The organism is Microcoleus vaginatus FACHB-2002 (assembly GCF_040004035.1).
GTDB lineage: Bacteria > Cyanobacteriota > Cyanobacteriia > Cyanobacteriales > Microcoleaceae > Microcoleus > Microcoleus vaginatus_C.
This window is the reverse complement of the sequence record NZ_JAMPLN010000025.1, coordinates 99,467-117,469: the sequence shown is the minus strand read 5'-3', so window position 1 is coordinate 117,469 and position 18,003 is coordinate 99,467. Positions and strand designations below refer to the sequence as shown.

At 45.8% G+C, this 18,003-nt stretch carries 17 protein-coding genes and 1 pseudogene; 12 read left to right on the top strand and 6 right to left on the bottom strand.

The features are described 5' to 3' along the window. A pseudogene (locus tag NDI35_RS20700) lies at positions 1-289 on the top strand (IS1634 family transposase); the annotation flags it as partial. Between the two features lie 342 nt (positions 290-631). Here the strand turns inward: NDI35_RS20700 and acsF are convergent. Next, positions 632-1,708, bottom strand: coding sequence for a magnesium-protoporphyrin IX monomethyl ester (oxidative) cyclase (gene acsF, locus NDI35_RS20695; protein WP_333154677.1), 1,077 nt, complete (start codon positions 1,706-1,708; stop codon positions 632-634). Positions 1,709-2,113: 405 nt separating this feature from the next. Between acsF and NDI35_RS20690 the strand changes: the two genes are divergently transcribed. After that, a complete protein-coding gene (locus NDI35_RS20690; protein WP_190738825.1) occupies positions 2,114-2,590 on the top strand; it encodes a TM2 domain-containing protein in 477 nt (158 codons plus the stop codon). A 180-nt stretch (positions 2,591-2,770) separates the two neighbouring features. Continuing rightward, positions 2,771-2,944, top strand: a complete 174-nt coding sequence (gene rpmF / locus NDI35_RS20685; RefSeq protein ID WP_006632406.1) for a 50S ribosomal protein L32 — start codon at positions 2,771-2,773, stop codon at positions 2,942-2,944. A gap of 42 nt (positions 2,945-2,986) precedes the next feature. Here the strand turns inward: rpmF and queA are convergent, their stop codons facing one another. Beyond that, entirely contained in the window at positions 2,987-4,126 is a 1,140-nt protein-coding gene (queA, locus tag NDI35_RS20680) for a tRNA preQ1(34) S-adenosylmethionine ribosyltransferase-isomerase QueA (RefSeq protein WP_445314372.1), read from the bottom strand. A 148-nt stretch (positions 4,127-4,274) separates the two neighbouring features. Between queA and NDI35_RS20675 the strand changes: the two genes are divergently transcribed. Continuing rightward, positions 4,275-4,664 (top strand): hypothetical protein, encoded by a 390-nt coding sequence (locus NDI35_RS20675; protein WP_006632408.1) that lies wholly within the window; start codon positions 4,275-4,277, stop codon positions 4,662-4,664. A 198-nt stretch (positions 4,665-4,862) separates the two neighbouring features. Here the strand turns inward: NDI35_RS20675 and NDI35_RS20670 are convergent, their stop codons facing one another. Further along, positions 4,863-5,492: a YraN family protein gene (locus NDI35_RS20670; protein WP_445314371.1), complete on the bottom strand. Its 630-nt coding sequence runs from the start codon at positions 5,490-5,492 to the stop codon at positions 4,863-4,865. Positions 5,493-5,506: 14 nt separating this feature from the next. On the opposite strand from NDI35_RS20670, the gene NDI35_RS20665 reads away from it, so the two are divergent. The 4 genes from NDI35_RS20665 (at position 5,507) to NDI35_RS20650 (ending at position 8,572) form a co-directional block, all read left to right on the top strand. Further along, positions 5,507-6,022, top strand: coding sequence for a pentapeptide repeat-containing protein (locus tag NDI35_RS20665; protein WP_333044350.1), 516 nt, complete (start codon positions 5,507-5,509; stop codon positions 6,020-6,022). Positions 6,023-6,320: 298 nt separating this feature from the next. Continuing rightward, positions 6,321-7,325, top strand: coding sequence for a DMT family transporter (locus tag NDI35_RS20660; protein WP_445314370.1), 1,005 nt, complete (start codon positions 6,321-6,323; stop codon positions 7,323-7,325). 21 nt (positions 7,326-7,346) lie between these two features. After that, complete coding sequence (locus tag NDI35_RS20655; RefSeq protein ID WP_445314369.1) at positions 7,347-7,865, top strand: SET domain-containing protein-lysine N-methyltransferase; 519 nt, start codon at positions 7,347-7,349, stop codon at positions 7,863-7,865. A 380-nt stretch (positions 7,866-8,245) separates the two neighbouring features. Continuing rightward, on the top strand, positions 8,246-8,572 hold the full coding sequence (locus tag NDI35_RS20650) for a YnfA family protein (RefSeq protein ID WP_445314368.1): 327 nt from the start codon (positions 8,246-8,248) through the stop codon (positions 8,570-8,572). An 87-nt stretch (positions 8,573-8,659) separates the two neighbouring features. Here the strand turns inward: NDI35_RS20650 and dnaG are convergent, their stop codons facing one another. Then, on the bottom strand, positions 8,660-10,687 hold the full coding sequence (gene dnaG, locus NDI35_RS20645; protein ID WP_445314367.1) for a DNA primase: 2,028 nt from the start codon (positions 10,685-10,687) through the stop codon (positions 8,660-8,662). A gap of 349 nt (positions 10,688-11,036) precedes the next feature. Here dnaG and NDI35_RS20640 point away from each other — a divergent pair, with 349 nt between their 5' ends. Continuing rightward, positions 11,037-11,978 (top strand): NAD-dependent epimerase/dehydratase family protein, encoded by a 942-nt coding sequence (locus tag NDI35_RS20640; RefSeq protein WP_445314366.1) that lies wholly within the window; start codon positions 11,037-11,039, stop codon positions 11,976-11,978. Positions 11,979-12,435: 457 nt separating this feature from the next. Then, positions 12,436-14,577 (top strand): tetratricopeptide repeat protein, encoded by a 2,142-nt coding sequence (locus NDI35_RS20635; RefSeq protein ID WP_445314365.1) that lies wholly within the window; start codon positions 12,436-12,438, stop codon positions 14,575-14,577. 67 nt (positions 14,578-14,644) lie between these two features. On the opposite strand, the gene NDI35_RS20630 is transcribed toward NDI35_RS20635, so the two are convergent. Together NDI35_RS20630 and NDI35_RS20625 are read right to left on the bottom strand one after the other, a co-directional pair. Next, the gene (locus NDI35_RS20630) at positions 14,645-15,382 is read right to left on the bottom strand and encodes a hypothetical protein (protein WP_445314364.1); all 738 of its coding nucleotides are present in this window, start codon (positions 15,380-15,382) and stop codon (positions 14,645-14,647) included. Continuing rightward, positions 15,379-15,705, bottom strand: coding sequence for an MgPME-cyclase complex family protein (locus NDI35_RS20625; RefSeq protein WP_445314363.1), 327 nt, complete (start codon positions 15,703-15,705; stop codon positions 15,379-15,381). Before NDI35_RS20625 ends, NDI35_RS20630 begins: the two co-directional genes overlap by 4 nt. Positions 15,706-15,819: 114 nt before the next feature. On the opposite strand from NDI35_RS20625, the gene NDI35_RS20620 reads away from it, so the two are divergent. Continuing rightward, positions 15,820-16,026 carry a hypothetical protein gene (locus tag NDI35_RS20620; RefSeq protein ID WP_445314362.1) on the top strand — a complete coding sequence of 69 codons (207 nt, stop codon included), beginning with the start codon at positions 15,820-15,822 and terminating at the stop codon, positions 16,024-16,026. A gap of 384 nt (positions 16,027-16,410) precedes the next feature. Further along, the gene (locus NDI35_RS20615) at positions 16,411-17,619 is read left to right on the top strand and encodes a glycosyltransferase (protein WP_445314361.1); all 1,209 of its coding nucleotides are present in this window, start codon (positions 16,411-16,413) and stop codon (positions 17,617-17,619) included. Positions 17,620-18,003 lie beyond the last annotated feature (384 nt).

Genomic DNA, 18,003 nt, shown 5'->3' with positions numbered 1-18,003 from the left:
AGTCGAAGCAATAGGAATGATATTGGGACTGTGCTTGTTAGTTTATACCCTGGCACAAAGGAAATTGAGACAACAATTATCAGCTACCAATGAGGGAGTCAGAAATCAGGTAAAGAAGCTCACCAATAAACCGACAATGCGATGGATATTTCAGATGTTTCAAGCGGTACATTTAGTGACGGTCAACGGCTCTAAACAAGTGAGCAATTTAACCCAAGACCGTCAAGATGTATTAAAGCATTTAGGACAGTATTGCAGTAGGTACTATTTAATGTATTTAGGTGGATGACGCTCGTTATTAAGCTGTAGATATTGGTGAATAATCCACATTTATTAGTCAAGATAATTAGCTCTTGGCAGGAGTTGGCTTGGCTAAAAAGCTTAGTTGTTTCGAGAAAAAAGCGCCATCAAGCTATTAAAAAAAGTCAATTATTTCACTTTATTTAATTTCGGGAGAGTTGACAGGTATCCGTGACGTTAAAACCGCATAAGTTAAACGGAAAAACTTTTTGACTCCAACTTTTCAGAACGGATAAAAAAATTTTACACACATCTGCGGAATGTGGGATACAAAAAAAAAGCGGCTCCGCTTGTCGCAGAGCCGCAGTCACAGAGGATGAAAAATCAAAACTTAACGCACAGCGCCCTGTACTGAAGGTGATTCAATTGTTTTCATGAAGTACAGCTTCACTAATTGCCAGCCGTTCGACAGATACAAAGGCAATTTTTGGAAGAACTGCAAGAATTTCGGAGTATTAGAAGCAACAATTGCTGTCAACTGCTGATTGTTCTTGAGGCAAACATCCAGCCGTTCATAAAATTCTGGGTTGTTCACGTCCAGCATCACGGGGAATACGCGGCCTGCTGTTTCGTTGGTCTTTTTAATCACTTCAATGTCGTATTCGCGAGCATCGAGTCCGAGCGATCGATAAAAACCCGCGCGCTGGATATCATTGAGATACATTGTCGCGAACACTGACAGCAAGAAGAAACGGCACCAAAGCTTAGCGCGCCAATCATTCAACATCTGAGGCTGAGCTCTCATCACCGCATCAAAGAAATCTCCGTGGCGGTTTTCATCCTGGCACCAATTTTCAAAGAATCGGAAAATCGGATAAATCTGGTCTTCAGGATGGGCTTTTAAGTGCTGATAAATGGTGATGTAGCGCCAATAACCGATCTTTTCAGACAAGTAAGTCGCGTAGAAAATAAACTTCGGCTTAAAGAATGTGTAACTGCGGCTCTTTGTCAAGAAACCCAAATCCAAGGACAAATTAAAGTCCGAGAGAGCTTTGTTGAGGAATCCGGCGTGCCGCGCTTCGTCCCGCGACATCAGGTTGAAACCCTCGGCGAGCACTGGATTTTTGTCTTTGAGCCTGCGTCCCAATTCTTTGTAAAGCAAGAACCCAGAAAACTCAGCGGTGCATGAACGTTCTAGAAACTCAATGAACAACTGGCGTTTTTCGCCGTCAATGTGATCCCAAGATTGAGCGAACTCCTCATCCCGCACGAAGTGGTTTTTGTTGTAGTCAACGCGGAACTCTTGGATAATTGCTTCTAGTTCGGCTTCATTTACCGAGATGTCCATTTTGGCCATCTCGTCAAAGTCGGTTGTGTAAAATCTCGGCGTGAGAATAGTTTCTTTGGCTGGGGCTTTCACTCCCGGCCGCAGTTCTTCAAAAGTGGGTTTTTTGAGGGAATCTACCATATTTTTATTGGATTTCTGCTTATAACTACTCGCTTGTTTCAATTGTCGGGCACTGCGGGCGATCGCGCTCGTGTATGTCCGGCCAGCGCTGGCGGCGCGCTTGCTTTGGCGCTCGGTTTGGCGCTCCGTGTGGAATCCAGTTCTAAGCTGCTGTAATTTCCACGCCCTCCAGTTTACCAAGCTCTCGCCCCCGGAAATATGTTGATGGCGTTAAGAATTGCTACGCAGAATTACTCATGGGCTTCCAGACAGAAGGTATGGGGAAACCAAATTCTGCCTTTTGTCAGTTTATTAGGGTACCACACAAATAAATTCCCATGTCAACCTGTTTAAACACCACATAGAAAGTACAAAATGTATAGAGGGACTCCAATTCTTAGAATAATCAGGCAGGATGGTCAGAAAATGAGCAATTTAGGTGTTAGTTACCTTTTATGGGCAGCTTGTTTTTTCGGCCCCTTCGGACTCCACCGCCTCTACAACGGCAAAATTGGTAGTGGTTTGCTGTGGCTGTTTACCTTTGGTTTGTTTGGGTTTGGGCAATTGTTTGACTTGCTGCTGCTGCCGAACATGGTGGACGAACACAATGCCAGTCTCAGGGGCAAACTCGGCGTATCTCGCGAAGGTATACCGCTATATCCCAGCAGCGGGGCGATCGCCGCGACATACCCCAAGCCAACTCCAGACCAGTTAGGGGTTAAACTCCTGAAGGCAGCTTATACCAAGAACGGAAGATTATCTGTCACCCAAGGGGTGATGGCGACCGGCGCTACTTTTGCCGAAGTGGAAGAGGCTTTCACGGCAATGCTCAAAACGGGTTATGTGAGTATCGAGAACGATGCTGTAACTGGCGTCGTGATCTACCACTTTCACGAACTTTAGCTGCTGCGGGTGCGTTACCTAGGGGATTTTGTCTATTTTTCCAGAAGCTAATCGCTGACGCACCCTACTACTTGATATTGCTTACCGAGCAGTTATTGCGGTTTTTCGAGTAAGCATTGCCGACAAAATCGGCTAGAATGTTTGTTTGTCTATATAAGCAAGCAGAAAGTATTTAGCGTCATGGCAGTCCCTAAGAAGAAAACCTCCAAATCCAAGAAGAATATGCGTAAGGCCACATGGAAGCGCAAAGCTGTAGTGGCAGCTCAGAAAGCTCTGTCTCTGGGCAAATCTGTTCTGACTGGGCGTTCCAACAGCTTCGTGTATCCCGGCAATGAAGAAGAGGAGGAAGAATAGAAACGGAATACCGGGCATGGGGCGAACCCGATGCCCGATCGATCAATCCTTTTTTGCTGTTGGTAGAATCAGCATGGCATCGCCAAAGGAATAAAAGCGGTACTGATGCTCGATCGCTTCTCGGTACAAATCCAACAGCCGAAGCCTTCCAATCATCGCACTTACCATCATCATTAAAGTAGAGCGGGGCAAGTGAAAATTGGTAATCATCCCCTCTACAACCCGCCACTTGTAGCCCGGGTAGATAAACAAATTGGTCGGGCCGCAAAAAGGTTGCAAGGAAAAATCGCCACTGGCGGCGGCCGCTCCCTCTAAAGCTCGCACTGCTGTGGTACCCACGGCAACGATCCGCCCGCCTCGGGCTTGAGTTTCCCGAATTTTCTCGACGGTGGCGGGGGGTACTTCCACCCATTCGCCGTGCATTTTGTGAGCCGTCACGTCTGCCACCTCCACCGGGCGAAACGTCCCTACTCCGACGTGTAAGGTGACAAAAGTTTTTTCGATTCCCCGCTGTTCCAAGCGGCTGAACAATTCTTCGGTGAAGTGCAGGCCTGCTGTGGGGGCAGCCACCGCCCCAAGCCGATCGGCATAAACAGTCTGGTACTGTTCCGCTGAAGCTTGGGAATTTTCGATGTAGGGCGGCAGGGGTATGTGACCGTATTCGTCCAAAAACTTCGCCAGATTCTCATCTGTGGGGATGTCAAACTCCAACAGCCGTCCCCCTGTTGCGTCGTCCCTGTCTATAACTGTTGCAGTCAATCGACGACGATCGGGCATCGTGGCATCGGGAAGGCAACAGCAAGGAGCTGTGGTAGAGTCCTCACAGGCAGGGGCGATGGGATCAAACTCAATTTTTGCTCCCAACTTTAAGCGTTTCCCCGGTTTAACCAAAGCCAACCAACAGTTGTGCTGCCGTTCTTCCATTAACAATATCTCCACAGCCGGGCCGTTGGGTTTGTGCCCGTAGAGCCTCGCTGGCAGCACGCGGGTGTTGTTCAGTACCAGCAAGTCGCCTGGTTGCAGCAAATCGGGTAAATCCCTAAAAATCCGGTGTTGGTGGCTGCTGGGAGAATCTACAGCCAGCAAGCGAGAACTGTCCCTCGGCACTACGGGATTTTGGGCAATGCGCGAGGGCGGAAGTTCGTAGTCGTAGCCGTCCAAAGACCAGTCCATCTCTGTCATCAAGTGAATTCCTGTGCGATCGATCTGTCAACTGGGTAACAAATTGGGTAAAAACCCCCATCCAAAGTCGGGTGCTTTTCCCCTTGTGGTCGCGGGTATAGCCCGCGAGGATAGAGGTGTAGCATCAGCTTTGCTCATAAGGATCGTTATGGAATACCTCTACTACATCGCCAATACTAGCCTTACTCTGAGAGTCGTGGATTACCTACGCACGGCTCATCATCTTCCCTTGCAATTTATCACTGTTATTCACCAAATTGACGGCTGGGTGGTAAAGGTGAAGATGAGCCAATATTTAACACCCGAAATGCACGGGGATTTTCGGGCTTTTATGAACGAACTCGGGATTCCTTACGATCCTGAAATTCGCTTGCAAATGGCGCTTTGGAGTTTGGAAACCGGACAGTCCCCACTGAGCGTGATGCGCCGCTACCAGGTGGCCGTGGTTTGTCACGGCAGCCCTGACCGCAAAGAAATTGAAGCGTTTCGCCAGCAGTTTGTCAAGGGTCTGGGATATTGCCCGGAAACTCTGGCCTAGATTGCTACGCATATAAATTAACTGTGATGACAGAACAGGAGAGGGAGAGAAGGGGAAAGCGGGAGAAGATTGAACGCTTTTTTCAGCTCCGTTAAAGCTCAAGAGAGAAATGCGCCACAGCCTAGGCAAGTTAACAATTAAAAATTACCTAGTGGCATTGCTTTGAGATTTTACCCTCTAAATTTTAATTATATATTTTTAATTGCTAAAAGCCGAGCGAATGTATTCTTGCAGGGTGAGTCGGTAGTTTCCTGCAACGGCGGATTGAGAGTGCGCTGCTGTTAATGGTGGCAATATTTGCTTAGTGCTTTGTTGTGAAGGTTCGCACCTGACTAAAGCGACATCAAAGCGACAATAATTATTGGCTAAATCTGGATGAGTGCTTAAAAATATTTCGGCTGTTTGCCAAAGTTTGGCTTGTTTTGTGGTAGTAATAGCCAACATTCCACCAGCATCCCAGTTTCCCCGGCGGCGAGTTTTCACCTCTACAAATGCTAATGTTTGGGAATGGGGAATGGGGAATGGGGAATGGGGAATGGGGAATGGGGAATTTTCGTTACCTCTGTTGATTTCGCTTTCTTCATCTCTTCCGAGTGCGATGATGTCAATCTCTCCCCAGCGACAGTGCCACTGCCGGTGCAAGATTTCCCAGCCTTGCTGCTGCAACCAGTCGGCGACTAAGTTTTCTCCCAATGTGCCGATATCCCGAGAGTTTGGGGATTGGGGGAAATTGGAGTCAGCCGTCGCTAACGGGCGATTCCCTACGGGATAGCTACGCTTGACGCTCTTTCTGGTAGAATTCAATTCTGAACTGTCACGACTGCCCATTAGCTTGAACTTGTATGATGATTTCTCGAATTCGCCAACATATTTATACTTTCTTGCTGAGTTTTGTTATTTTAGCAGTAATTGCCGCTGGGGCGATCGGCATTAATCCCGCACCTGCTTTCGCTTTGGATCACGACAAAGAAATCCTAGTCGGCGCTGATTTTACTGGGCAAGTTCTGACTGACGACAGCTTTAATAAAGCCAATCTTCGCAACAGCAATTTTACTAATGCAGATTTGCGGGGCGTCAGCTTTTTTGCGGCTAATATGGAAGAAGCAAATTTAGAAGGGGCGAATTTCACGGGTGCGACTTTAGATTTAGCTCGCATGATGAAAGCAAATTTAACTAATGCTATTCTTGAGGGTGCTTTCGCTTACAATACTCGACTCGAAGGAGCTGTCATTGACGGTGCTGATTTTACAGAGACACTGCTGCGAGACGATATGATAGAAAAACTTTGTAAAGTGGCAAAAGGTACTAATCCGGTGACGGGTAGAGATACTCGCGAAACTCTTTTTTGCGACTATTAAAAGGCTAATTAAACCAAACTTACTCCGCACGCGGGGTAAGTTCCATGTAAACCCTCTGGCAGTCGGGCGATCGGGCTTGAGCCACGGCGCGATACATGACTGCAATATCAGCGGAAACCCCAGCAAATCGAAGGCTTTATGCTGTAAACGAGTTGGCGTCTTCAGGTCGAAACTAACTGCAACACCCGCTAGTTTAGGCTACATTCGAGTTGAAAATATTGATATTTCTTACTCTAGTCAACCTCTTTAAAGTTAACTAACGGAATTTAGTTCAATTGCTAATCGATTAGGCTACTCAATGACTACAGAATTAAATAGTGGTTCTCAAAGATCGCCAAACACTCTCCATGCTTGGGGTATAGCAGTGTTGGTCCTTGTCACCCTAATCTGGGGTACAAGCTATCCGGTTATCAAGGGAGCTCTCAGCAGTCTTTCTCCTTCTGCAATATTTGCAACCCGCTACGTAATAGCAGCGTTGCCCTTTACCCCCTATTTGCGCTTCCTGAATTTTTCCCTGCTACGGGATGGAGTCTTCTTATCACTCATACTGTTTCCTGCATCAGTCCTCCAAACCGTTGCCCTTGAGACAACTTCTGCCGATCGTGCTGCATTCATTGCCAGTTTCAACGTCATCCTAGTTCCTCTGCTAGGGCAACTGCTAGGTAGGCAGGTGTTCCTAAAAACTTTCCTCGCCGCAGGAATTGCCCTCTTTGGCATTGGAGTGATGTGTTGGGAGAGTGAACAGCTAGCGATCGGCGATCTGTTGATCTTGGGCAACGCCTTCCTCTACTCGATCTACACTCTTAAGCTTGAGTCTACCACGTTGCGCCACCCCATTTTGCCACTCGCCGCGATCCAGCTTTGGGTGATAACAATATTTTCTTTAATCTGGGCCGCTCCAGATCTGCTTGCACAACAGGAGGCAATTGGCGCGAATCTTGGTATTCTTTTATATATTGGCTTATTTGATACTGCTGCTACGATTGTGCTTCAAGTAGTGGCTCAACGATGGGTTAACGCTTACCAGACGGCGCTAATTTATACACTCGATCCGATTTTCGCAGCGATTTTCTCGTTTCTACTACTGGGAGAGAAACTTGGAATACGCGGTGTGATTGGCGCATCTCTTGTAGTGGTGGCAATGGTTTTTGGTCAAAGCAAATCTCAGGACTCTGAGCACACTGGCGAAATCCAGGTTAACGAGTCGATTGTCGCAGCGCTGTCAGATTCGGATACTGAACCCATTAACGCTCCAGTGTCGCTTTCGAGCGCTAACCTCGTGGAATTAGAATTAGATTTGTAATTTGTATTAAGAGTGAGGAAAATGGGTTTGGATATTTTGATCCAGCAAACAGAGAAAGGTAGAGGCGTTTTTGCCAGCAGAGGCTTCCGTAAAGGTGAGACTGTGGTGGTTGGACGCCGAGTCGATATCTTGCCCGAAAGAGGTACTCACTCGATTCAGATGGACTTTGACCTGCATATAAAATTAGATGAACCGGCATTATTGATCAATCATTCTTGTAGCCCAAACACAGGGGTTCGGAATAATCAATTCGGAGCCTACGATTTCGTGGCATTGGTTGATATTCCTTCGGGAAGCGAGATTACATGGGATTACTCTACAACAGAGTACAGTTTCATTGACATTCCCAAATGTTGTTGTGGCTCCACCGAATGTCGCTCGAAGATCCTTGGATATAAATTTCTCCCTGACGAAATCAGGAAAACGTATGGTGAGTTTATCGCCGATTACCTCAGAGTAACGGCACCTGAAACGGAACTTCTCCCGCGTCCTCTTAAAGTTCCTAGTATTGCCCCCATCAATAGGGCGATCGGGCTTTAGCCCCCGCCGGATACCTGACTAGAATGTATCCGGGCCCCCCAGCAAATCGAAGGCTTTCTGCTGTAAAGGAGCTGCCGCCGTCAGGTCGAAACTAACTGAAACACCCGCTAGTTTAGGCTGCACTCGATTTTTAGCGATGTCGATAAATTAGTCACTAACGTCCGAAAACTTTGAACTGAAAACTTCTCCAAAGTACGCTTTGTTGAAGCTTTCCGTATCGCCGGAGTGGCAGACAAAACCTGGACAACCACCGAACCAGACTCCCAAGGATCTAACCACTCGTCATCCTCGAACAACAACAATGCTAATGGCGATCGCTTGTGCCCTTTACGTAAGCTTTGTATAGTATTAAGCTCTTGTGTTTAAAGGTCAAGCTAAATATGCAGACGTTTATTTTCTTCTTACTTGCGCCCCTGGGAGAAATCTCTGGCTGCTATGCCTTTTGGGCGTGGTTGAGACTTGGCAAAAGCATATTTTGGATTATCCCAGGTATCTTAGCGCTGATGATCTACGCTTTTTCTCTCACCAAGGTGGATACCTCAAATGTTGGTAGGGCATACGCTGCCTACGGCGGGTTGTACATCCTCTTATCCCTGTTCTTGTTGTGGCTAGTTGAAGGTGTTAAGCCGGATAAGTGGGACTTGCTTGGCGTTACATTCTCTCTAGTGGGAACAATCGTGATCTTGTTCAGCCCACATCGCCAATAACAGACTGACAAACTAATTAAAGACTTAGGGATAAAAAACCTAAATATACGACTTTAATATTAGACTCACGGCTTTAGTCCTTAACTCCTAAAAATTCCCACTCCAAGGTACAGATGTTAAATCGTAAAAATTAACTTGACGCAACCGCTCTAATTCCTTGAGCCATTCTTGTTCGGCACAGAAGAGTTGATGATATTCTATAGCCTCTTCGCAACTGCTAGCGGCCTTGGCTTTTTCCCACATATTGAGTGCAATCCGGCGGCGCTTCATGCTGATAATTTGCTCGATACAGGCGAGGGCTGATCTAATGACTAGAGGTGCGCGATAAACGTTTCTTTCTGAGAACTCATTTAAGTGAAATAAATGCGAGATTTGATTTAGTTGATTGGGATATTCAATGAAGCTATCTTGCAATTTCAATATTAACTCTGAAGGGGCTACTTGTAAAGACATTTTGTGCAATATTTCTGCATTCACAATCTGGTGCCACAAAAATCTGTGGTGAGAAAGGCTAAACTGCACGTCTCTAGCTTCTATTGCTTCTCTGACATCTTGGCGGTATTCGGGACAGTGCAAATAAATCTGCAATAATTGCGCTTCTGCTTCTTCTAAAAGACTGCGGGCTACGCCAGATAAGGTTGATTTTGAGCTTTTGTTTTCGCCGCTTGCACGCTGCTTTTTATATTGTTTGCTCGGCTTCAGCTTGTTTCTAATTAACAGGGGCATTGTTAAAGATTCGTCTTGACTCTGGCGCTTAGCCCAATCGCTGACTACTTGATTGAGCAAGTTTTCAGCGAGCATCTTTGTAAGTCTAAAATCTCCTTTGCTGAGAATTTCGGCGCTTTTTTGCAAATAATGTGCTAGCTGATTGTCGTCAGTGATATTGCTTAATAAATTAATAATTTTTTTGGTGACTTGCTGGGAAGTATCGGCTTGCTTCAAATCTTGATTGACGAGCATTTGTTGCAGTTGCCAGTCGATCCACAACGGAGCATTTTCGAGCAATTCTCGATATTGTTCTGGGGAGTATGTTTTGAGGTATTCGTCGGCATCTTTGCCGTCGGGAATGTTGAGTACCCGCAGTTGCACTTCTCCTTGATAAGCGAGTTTTTCTATTTCCCCAATCGCGCGTTCTGCTGCTTGAGTTCCTGCTTTGTCGGCGTCGAAGTTGAGGATAATTTGTTTGGAGTCCGTGTACCGCAATAACTGCCGTACTTGGTTTAAACTTAAGGCTGTGCCGAGTGAAGCGACGGCGTTGGAGATGCCGGCGGCCTGAAGTGCGATCGCATCAAAGTACCCTTCTACCACCACTGCGCGATCGGCTTTGCTAATGGCTGTTTTCGCTGTATCTAAGGCGAATAAAGTTTTGCCTTTATCGAAGAGTTCTGTTTCGGGAGAATTGAGGTATTTCGGCTGTTCGTCGCCGAGAGCTCTGCCGCCGAAACCGATGACTCTGCCTTGGGTATCGCGAATGGGAATCATAATGCGATTGCGGAAGCGATCGTAATAACCGCTGCCGCCATTTTTTCGGGGTACAATTAATCCAGCTTGTTCGACTAACTGCGCCGGATAGTTTTTCTGTTCTACTAAATAACTGTAAAGTGCTTCCCAACCTTGGGGTGCATAACCTAATTGAAATTGTTGGATAGTTTCTTCGCTTAGCTGGCGCTCTGATTTGAGATATGCTAAGGGTTCTTCTCCTTGGGTTTGTCGCAAAGCGTGTTCGTAAAAGTTGGCTGTTAGTGCTGAGATTTCATAGAGTTGTTCCCGCAGAGAAATTTGCCGCTGCAATTCTTGTCGGTGTTCTGGTTCGACTGTTTTGACGGGGACTTGATAATTTTTAGCTAATTCTAATACTACTTCGCTGAAAGGGCGTTTCTCCAATTCCATGAGAAACTTAAAAGCATTGCCGCCTGCACCGCAGCCGAAACAATAATACATTTGTTTGCCGGGGCTGACTGTAAAGCTGGGAGATTTTTCGTCGTGAAAGGGACACAAACCTACAAATTCTTTGCCGCGTTTTCGCAAGACGACGCGACCGGAAATAACGTCTACTATGTCGGCTCTTTGTTTGACTTCTTCGATTGTTTCTGGATGCAGCCGGGGAACTTGCATAGGGCTATTTTAGGCAAATTGAAAGTATAGCGGAAGGAAGAAGGAAGTTCGGCAACGGATTCTGTAACGGATGTAACGGATGTCAGGAATAAGGTAGAAAAGCTAGGGTTTTAGCAAGAGAGAAAGTGTTAATCGTCTTAGGGATTGCTATATGTTTATTTTGAGCGCTCGCACTTTAGTAAAGCACAAAACTGACATTTAGGACTTGCACATAAAAACTCAAGCGTTCCGGTTTTTTATACCAGGGCTGATCGCTGTTAATATGTGTTTTATTAAAAAACCCGGTTTCTCCGTAAGGCATAACTTTATTGTAAGATATTTACACTAACTGTAAGGAGCATCGAAAATAATGCGAATTTTAATGATGGGCGGTACTCGGTTTATCGGGGTTTATCTTACTAAGATTTTAGCAGCACAAGGGCATGAAGTGGTGTTGTTTAACCGGGGCAACAAGCCTGTACCGGTTGCGGGCGTAAAACAGATTCAGGGCGATCGCACAAATGTTGAACAATTGCAAGAAAAGTTATCGACGGTCGAGTTTGACGCGGTTTTTGACAACAACGGCCGCGAACTCAGCGATACAAAGCCTTTAGCTGAAATATTTAAAGGGCGGGTGCAGCACTTTGTTTACATGAGCTCTGCGGGGGTTTATTTGAAATCGGATCAAATGCCTCATATTGAAGGGGACGCTACTGATCCTAAAAGCCGGCATTTAGGTAAATGCGAAACCGAAAATTACTTGGCCACATCGGGTTTGCCTTGGACTTCGATTCGCCCGACTTACATTTACGGCCCCCAAAATTATAACGATGTGGAGGCTTGGTTTTTCGATCGCATTGTACGCGATCGACCGATTCCGATTCCCGGTAACGGAATGCACTTCACGCAGTTGGGGCACGGTCAGGATTTGGCTAAAGCAATGGCGGCGGTTTTGGGCAACGAAAAGGCGATCGGGCAAATTTACAACGTTTCGGGCGATCGATTTGTCACCTTTGACGGTTTAGCCCGCGCCTGCATTCAAGCCGCAGGCAAATCCCCTGATGCTATTAAGATTGTACACTACGATCCGAAACAATTTGAGTTCGGCAAAAAGAAAGCTTTTCCGATGAGATTGCAGCACTTTTTTGCTTCAGTTAATAAAGCTGTCACCGAGCTTAACTGGCAGCCGGAATTTGACTTACTTTCTGGATTGAAAGATTCTTTTCAGAATGATTATCTAGTTTCGGGGCGGGACAAAGCTGAGATAGATTTTTCAGTCGATGATCAAATTTTGAAATCGGTTCAAAGTTAAGTTAGAGTGGGAGCATCCCAATGCCAGCCACAATCTAGAACCCCACTCTAACCCTCCCCTTACTAAGGGGAGGGAACAAGAAAGAAAGCCAACAGACTGTCACCGTAAAGTTCGCACAGCGACCTTACATCGCAGCCAAAAATAGCTACTTAGAGGTGATAGCCAAACTCCACAAAGGCACGTCTGTAATTATTGAAATCCAAGTTCTATACCTGCAGACCCGAGACAAGCTAGCTTTGTACAATACAGCAACAAATGAGGGAACTAAATTAATGATTGAAGAACTGCACAAGGGATTTCACCCAAAAATTTATTTTATGGAAATTCAAACTCCCCAGTTGTCGTTCGACCTATTAAAAAATTTAGATAGGCCATGTTAGAATTTTCCAATGCGGAAGATTTGACAGCTTGGTGGGAAGCTAATTCTCCCAAAGACTAGGAATATTAGGTAAATCTCATGCTTGGAATAACACTCGGCAATCGCTACAGCATTATCCGTCACTTGGGAGGCGGCGGATTTGCTCAAACTTATTTAGCGGAAGATAAGCAGCTACCAGGCAATCACCTCTGCGTCGTCAAGCAGCTTAAACCTCACGCAACCGATCCGGAAACTCTAAAGGTAGCAAGACGTTTATTCGATACCGAAGCACAAGTTTTGTACAAGTTGGGAAATCACGATCGCATTCCCCGACTTTTTGCTTTTTTTGAAGAGAATCAAGAGTTTTATCTAGTTCAAGAATTTATAGAAGGTCACGATTTAAGTCAAGAAATTATACCCCCCCAAACCCCCCCTTACCAAGGGGCGGCTGGGGGGGGCTCCTCTTACCAAGGGGGAACTGCGGGAGTCATGCAGGAAGATGCAGTCATTTGTATATTGGAGGAACTTCTCGAAATTTTAGACTTTGTACACCAACAAAATGTGATTCACCGCGATGTCAATCCCCGCAATATCCTCCGCAGAGATCGAGACGGAAAATTAGTTTTAATTGACTTCGGCGCGGTCAAAGAAATTACTACTCAACTCACCAATTCTCAGCCCAAGAATAGCTTGAGTGTCAGCATCGGTACTCCCGGTTATATGCCCAGCGAACAAGCTCACGGCAACCCGAAACTCAGCAGCGATATCTATGCCGTCGGTGCGATCGCAATTCAGTTCCTCACTGGCATAAATCCTCACCAAATGCCAAAAAACCCCGATACAGAGGAAATTATTTGGCAGGACAAAACATCAGTCAGTCCTGAATTTGCGAAGATTTTAGATAAGATGGTAAAGTACGATTTTCGCCAGCGTTATTCTAGTGCCGGCGAAACCCTGCAAGCTATTAAAGAATTGAAAAATTCTTTCAGCGGTACAGTTCCTGTATTGCCTCCGGTTGCGGCGGCGAAGGGGCCGCCCAAATCCCGAAAAAAACTGTATTTAAAAATATTGTCGATCGCCAGTTTAATTGGCATCAGTATTATAGCATCAATTTATGGTGTAAATACTTTTAATGCGGCAAATGCAACTGACCTGTACAACCGAGGCAATACTCTTTACAATTTAAGCCGATTTGAAGAAGCTCTGGCCGCTTACGAGCGAGCAATAACTCTCAGGCCGGACTACGCGGAAGTTTGGCAGGAAAAAGCCAAAACTTTGTACGAATTGAAAAAATACGAAGAATCGCAGTCAGCTTATGATAAAGCAATAGAATTAAAGCCAGAATACTTAGAAGCTTGGACGGGGCGCGGTTATGCTTTGGATAAGTTGCAACAGTCTCAAGAGGCGATCGCATCTTTTGATAACGCTTTGAAAATCCAGCGCGACTATGGCCCAGCGTGGGAAGGCAGAGGCGATGTTCTGTTAGATTCGCAGCGGTACGAAGAGGCGATCGCTTCCTACGAAAAAGCCGTAAAATTTCAGCCCAATTTGTACCGTGCCTGGTACAACCGGGGACAAGCTCACCAAAAATTAAAACAGTACGATCGAGCCGTTGAATCCTATCAAAAAGCAGTTGAAATCAAATTTGATAATTATGAAGCTTGGTACAATTTAGGCAATGTTTTCCTCGAATTAAACAAAAAACAAGAAGCTTTTGAAGCCTACGAAAAAGCCGTGCGGTTTCAGCCCAATTTTTATCAAGGGTGGTACAGTAAAGGCATCGCTTTGCTGAAAATGCGCCGACATGAAGAAGCGGTAAAAGCTTACGAAAAAGCTGTCAAATTAAAACCTGATTATTATCAAGCATGGTACAATTTAGGTTGGTCATATCACGAATTACGCAAGTACGAACAAGCAATTGAGTGTTACAACAGAGCCTTAGATTTAAACCCGAAAGAATATCAAGCGTGGTACAATAGAGGAAATGCTCAGTCCAATTTAAAGCGGTATGAAGAGGCGCTAGTATCTTACAATGAAGCTGTCTATGTCAAGCCTGACTACTCGGAAGCCTGGTACAGCCGCGGCAATGCACTTGTGGCGGTAAAAAGATACGAAGATGCGATCGCCTCTTATGACAAAGCAATTCGCTACAAACCAGATTACCGAGCGGCAATGGAAGCAAAAAAGCGGGCAGAAAGTCAGCTAGGAAGCAGCCCGCTAGAATCCGAACAACAACAATAATTGTTATTAGTTCCCTTAAGCGGACTTTGTTTGACAAGAAGCAATTTGAATTGCCAAGTTCTATCTTTTAGCGAACAGCGGGAGCAATTACGGTAACTCGGCGGCTGTCTACTAACATCGGCCAAAAACCTCGATCGCTCAATGCTTTTACCGCAGCAGTAGCGGCGTTTTGATCCGTTGTATAAGCGACGAATAAAAAGGGACGCTGGCCGTAGGAAGCTAAGCCTACTTGCGTGCCGAATGCTTGCCTGACTTGGGCGGCTAATTCCGGTTGGTTGAAGTAATCTACTAACACTGCATAACCAGGGCCCAGGGGTTGGGGATTGAAGGCAAGATTGCCCGTTGCAGAATTGGTGATTGGTTCAGAACCTGGTGCTGGCTGAGGGTTGTAGACTGGCAAATTTTGGGGTAGTGCCGCTGCGGGCGATCGTACTATGTAAGCTTGTAATCCGACAACATCTTCGATGTATTTAACCCAATCGCTGGCAATTTGCGAGTCTCGAAAGCCACCAACTCGCGTCACCGTGTCATTGATGTACCGACAAACTGTGTTGTTAGTATTTCCAGGGAAAGAGCGTTTTGCTCTTTCTTGCTCTTCGGGTGTTGGGGTGACAATTAACAGTAGATATTCATCGGACTGGGGCGGTTGGCAGCTCGACTCAGCTTTAACAGAAGTCGATAAAATTGTCAAGGCAAAAAGGGCGATCGAAGTAGCAGAAAATAGGGGTAGAGACAAAATAAATTTGTACAATTGACTTCTAATTTCTGTGAGTTGTTTTGTCGGATTTTGGACAAGTTTATTCATGCTGTCTGTAGGGATGCGAGGGCATCGGGAATAGTTGGTGATGGGGCTTGAAATTCACCTGTCAGTACATATTCTAATCGCAGTTTCAACCAAGTGATGAAGACAGGATCGGTAGAAATAATAGCGGCGGCTGGCTGAGGGCATTTTGCTTTAACTTCGGCCATTGTCGGTACTTCTAGGAAAGCGGGCTGTTTGACCAACCAGAAGTCTATTTCTTTTTCTTGTTCTTTGTAGTTGCGAGTTCTTTCTTTAAACACTTCATCTAGGGCTTCTTCTTCTAGCAAAAAGCGTTGGCTGGCTAAAACGTAGTAGTAGGTTTGCATTTTTGTCGGTTGTTAGAGGTTGACGGTTAGCGGTTAATGCCACCTGTACCTGCCAGTTTGGCTGGTCAGGGGCGGGTTTGCTCAGTTGCGGTCGTTGGAGAGTTCTAGACTCTTGTGCCGTTTACTTTACCTTATTTGCTGTCATCTTGGGTAGATGCAGAGCAAGTCGCTTCAAAAAAATCTTTGGTGGTGAGAGTTGGGGGAGTTGTGAGAGTTGCCAGAGTTGCTGGTTTTTTGGGGATTTGGGCGATTATTTTTCGGGCTGGTGATTTTCGGGAAAATTTAGGTGACAATAGGAAATTAGATGGAATTGCACGTTGAATAATTACCAATGATTGAGGCAATCTGGGGGTTGTTCAACCTGATTTGGAGTGGTTTGCATCTGAAAACTCTTCGGACAGTCTTTGATGGCTAACCCTAAAATAAGGCTTTCATGGCGATCGATCTGCCTACATGAAAATCAAGGGTTTGTGACTACTACCTAAAAACTGTCGTGACTATTGTATTAAAAATGTAAAATGTGTGGATTGATTTGCTCTCACCGGAATAGCCATCGCCCCGCTGCCACTTCCCCCATCCCGCCAAAAGCGATCGCCCTCCACCCATGCTCAAATAAGCTCAACAAATCAGCTAAATTTATTCCCCAGGGAATGCAGCTAAAGGCTAAACTAATCTAAGTTTTACCATAAAAGTTTCTCCCCCTTCATGAACATCGCTTATTTAGTTAACCAATATCCCAAAGTCAGCCACAGCTTTGTCCGCAGAGAAGTCCTAGCCGTTGAAAATTGCGGCATGAAAGTCGCACGTTATTCTATCCGATCCTGCGAGTCAGAACTCGTTGATGAGGCCGACAAACTAGAGCAAGAATTGACTAAAGTAATCTTAGGAGTTGGTGTACAGGGGTTAGCGTGGGGTTTGCTCCGCGTTGCCGCAACTAGACCCATTCGATTCATCGAAGCTGTGCGGTTAATGTTCAAAGTTGGCTGGCACTCGGAACGGGGGATTTTGCTGCATCTAGCTTATTTAGCAGAAGCTTGCATTCTTTTAAATTGGTTTGCAGAATCGGGTACAGCACACGTTCACGCTCACTTCGGGACAAATTCGACAACAGTCGCAATGCTGTGCCGCGTGCTTGGCGGCCCGACTTACAGTTTCACCGTTCACGGCCCTGAAGAATTTGATAAAGCCACAATTCTTTCCTTAGACGAAAAAATTAAACGATCGACCTTTGTAGCAGCAGTTAGTTCCTTCGGTAAAAGTCAGCTTTTTCGGTGGTGCGATCGCACTTTTTGGTCAAAAATTCACGTCATACACTGCGGCGTAGATGCTGCATTTTTAGCTGCACCCTACGTCCCCATACCCGCAGCACCTCGCTTAGCTTGTGTTGGGCGGCTCAGCGAACAAAAAGGTCATTTGTTATTGCTAGAAGCTGCTAACTTGCTAGCAGTTCAAGGCTTAGAGTTTAAGTTGGTACTCGTAGGAGACGGGCCGCTGCGATCGGATATTGAACAGCAGATTCAGCAACTCGGCCTGCAAAATCATATAGAAATTACCGGCTGGGCCAGTGGCGATCGAGTTCAGCAAGAGATTTTAGCTTCACGGGCAATGGTATTGCCGAGTTTTGCTGAAGGTTTGCCCGTCGTAATTATGGAAGCCCTCGCTCTCAATCGGCCCGTAATTAGCACTTATGTTGCTGGCATCCCGGAACTCGTAGAACCCGGTGTTTGCGGTTGGTTAGTTCCTCCCGGTTCCGCAGAAGCATTAGCCGTAGCGATGCGCGCGGTACTGGAAGCACCTTTAGAAAAGCTAGAACAAATGGGGAAAACAGGAGCCGAGAGAGTTGCTCAACAACATAATGTTGATTTAGAGGCAAAAAAATTAGTCGCGCTGTTTGAGAGTGCTATTAAGCCGTGATTAAAAAAGTAGTAAGGCAATGCTGTTTCCCTACCCCAAAATAATCATTAGCCCCCCTCGGATGTAACTCTCGCCCTATTAATGGTAGGGAAACGGCACTGCCGTTTCCTGACGGTGTGTAATATTAATTCGGATGCCACCGGATTTGATATAACAAGGGCGAGCATCATGCCTATCCCATAATAAAATTCATTCTTTGTGGAACAGGCATCTTGCCTGTTCCTTTAATTAGACCAACCTATTTACCAACTTTTTAAGCGGAACTTACCCCGCGAATCGGGGTACTTCCGACTGAAAGCATTACCGGATAAGACTTTCCAACATCAAGGAAAATCCTTACATGACTACAAACCGTTGAAACCTTTATGTGGCGGGGATTTGGGC

What these genes read in the sequence shown, in the direction of transcription:
- acsF (WP_333154677.1), bottom strand. Translation starts at nt 1,708, where the DNA reads ATGGTAGATTCCCTCAAAAAACCCACTTTTGAAGAACTGCGGCCGGGA.
- NDI35_RS20690 (WP_190738825.1), top strand. Translation starts at nt 2,114, where the DNA reads ATGAGCAATTTAGGTGTTAGTTACCTTTTATGGGCAGCTTGTTTTTTC.
- rpmF (WP_006632406.1), top strand. Translation starts at nt 2,771, where the DNA reads ATGGCAGTCCCTAAGAAGAAAACCTCCAAATCCAAGAAGAATATGCGT.
- queA (WP_445314372.1), bottom strand. Translation starts at nt 4,126, where the DNA reads ATGACAGAGATGGACTGGTCTTTGGACGGCTACGACTACGAACTTCCG.
- NDI35_RS20675 (WP_006632408.1), top strand. Translation starts at nt 4,275, where the DNA reads ATGGAATACCTCTACTACATCGCCAATACTAGCCTTACTCTGAGAGTC.
- NDI35_RS20670 (WP_445314371.1), bottom strand. Translation starts at nt 5,492, where the DNA reads ATGGGCAGTCGTGACAGTTCAGAATTGAATTCTACCAGAAAGAGCGTC.
- NDI35_RS20665 (WP_333044350.1), top strand. Translation starts at nt 5,507, where the DNA reads ATGATGATTTCTCGAATTCGCCAACATATTTATACTTTCTTGCTGAGT.
- NDI35_RS20660 (WP_445314370.1), top strand. Translation starts at nt 6,321, where the DNA reads ATGACTACAGAATTAAATAGTGGTTCTCAAAGATCGCCAAACACTCTC.
- NDI35_RS20655 (WP_445314369.1), top strand. Translation starts at nt 7,347, where the DNA reads ATGGGTTTGGATATTTTGATCCAGCAAACAGAGAAAGGTAGAGGCGTT.
- NDI35_RS20650 (WP_445314368.1), top strand. Translation starts at nt 8,246, where the DNA reads ATGCAGACGTTTATTTTCTTCTTACTTGCGCCCCTGGGAGAAATCTCT.
- dnaG (WP_445314367.1), bottom strand. Translation starts at nt 10,687, where the DNA reads ATGCAAGTTCCCCGGCTGCATCCAGAAACAATCGAAGAAGTCAAACAA.
- NDI35_RS20640 (WP_445314366.1), top strand. Translation starts at nt 11,037, where the DNA reads ATGCGAATTTTAATGATGGGCGGTACTCGGTTTATCGGGGTTTATCTT.
- NDI35_RS20635 (WP_445314365.1), top strand. Translation starts at nt 12,436, where the DNA reads ATGCTTGGAATAACACTCGGCAATCGCTACAGCATTATCCGTCACTTG.
- NDI35_RS20630 (WP_445314364.1), bottom strand. Translation starts at nt 15,382, where the DNA reads ATGAATAAACTTGTCCAAAATCCGACAAAACAACTCACAGAAATTAGA.
- NDI35_RS20625 (WP_445314363.1), bottom strand. Translation starts at nt 15,705, where the DNA reads ATGCAAACCTACTACTACGTTTTAGCCAGCCAACGCTTTTTGCTAGAA.
- NDI35_RS20615 (WP_445314361.1), top strand. Translation starts at nt 16,411, where the DNA reads ATGAACATCGCTTATTTAGTTAACCAATATCCCAAAGTCAGCCACAGC.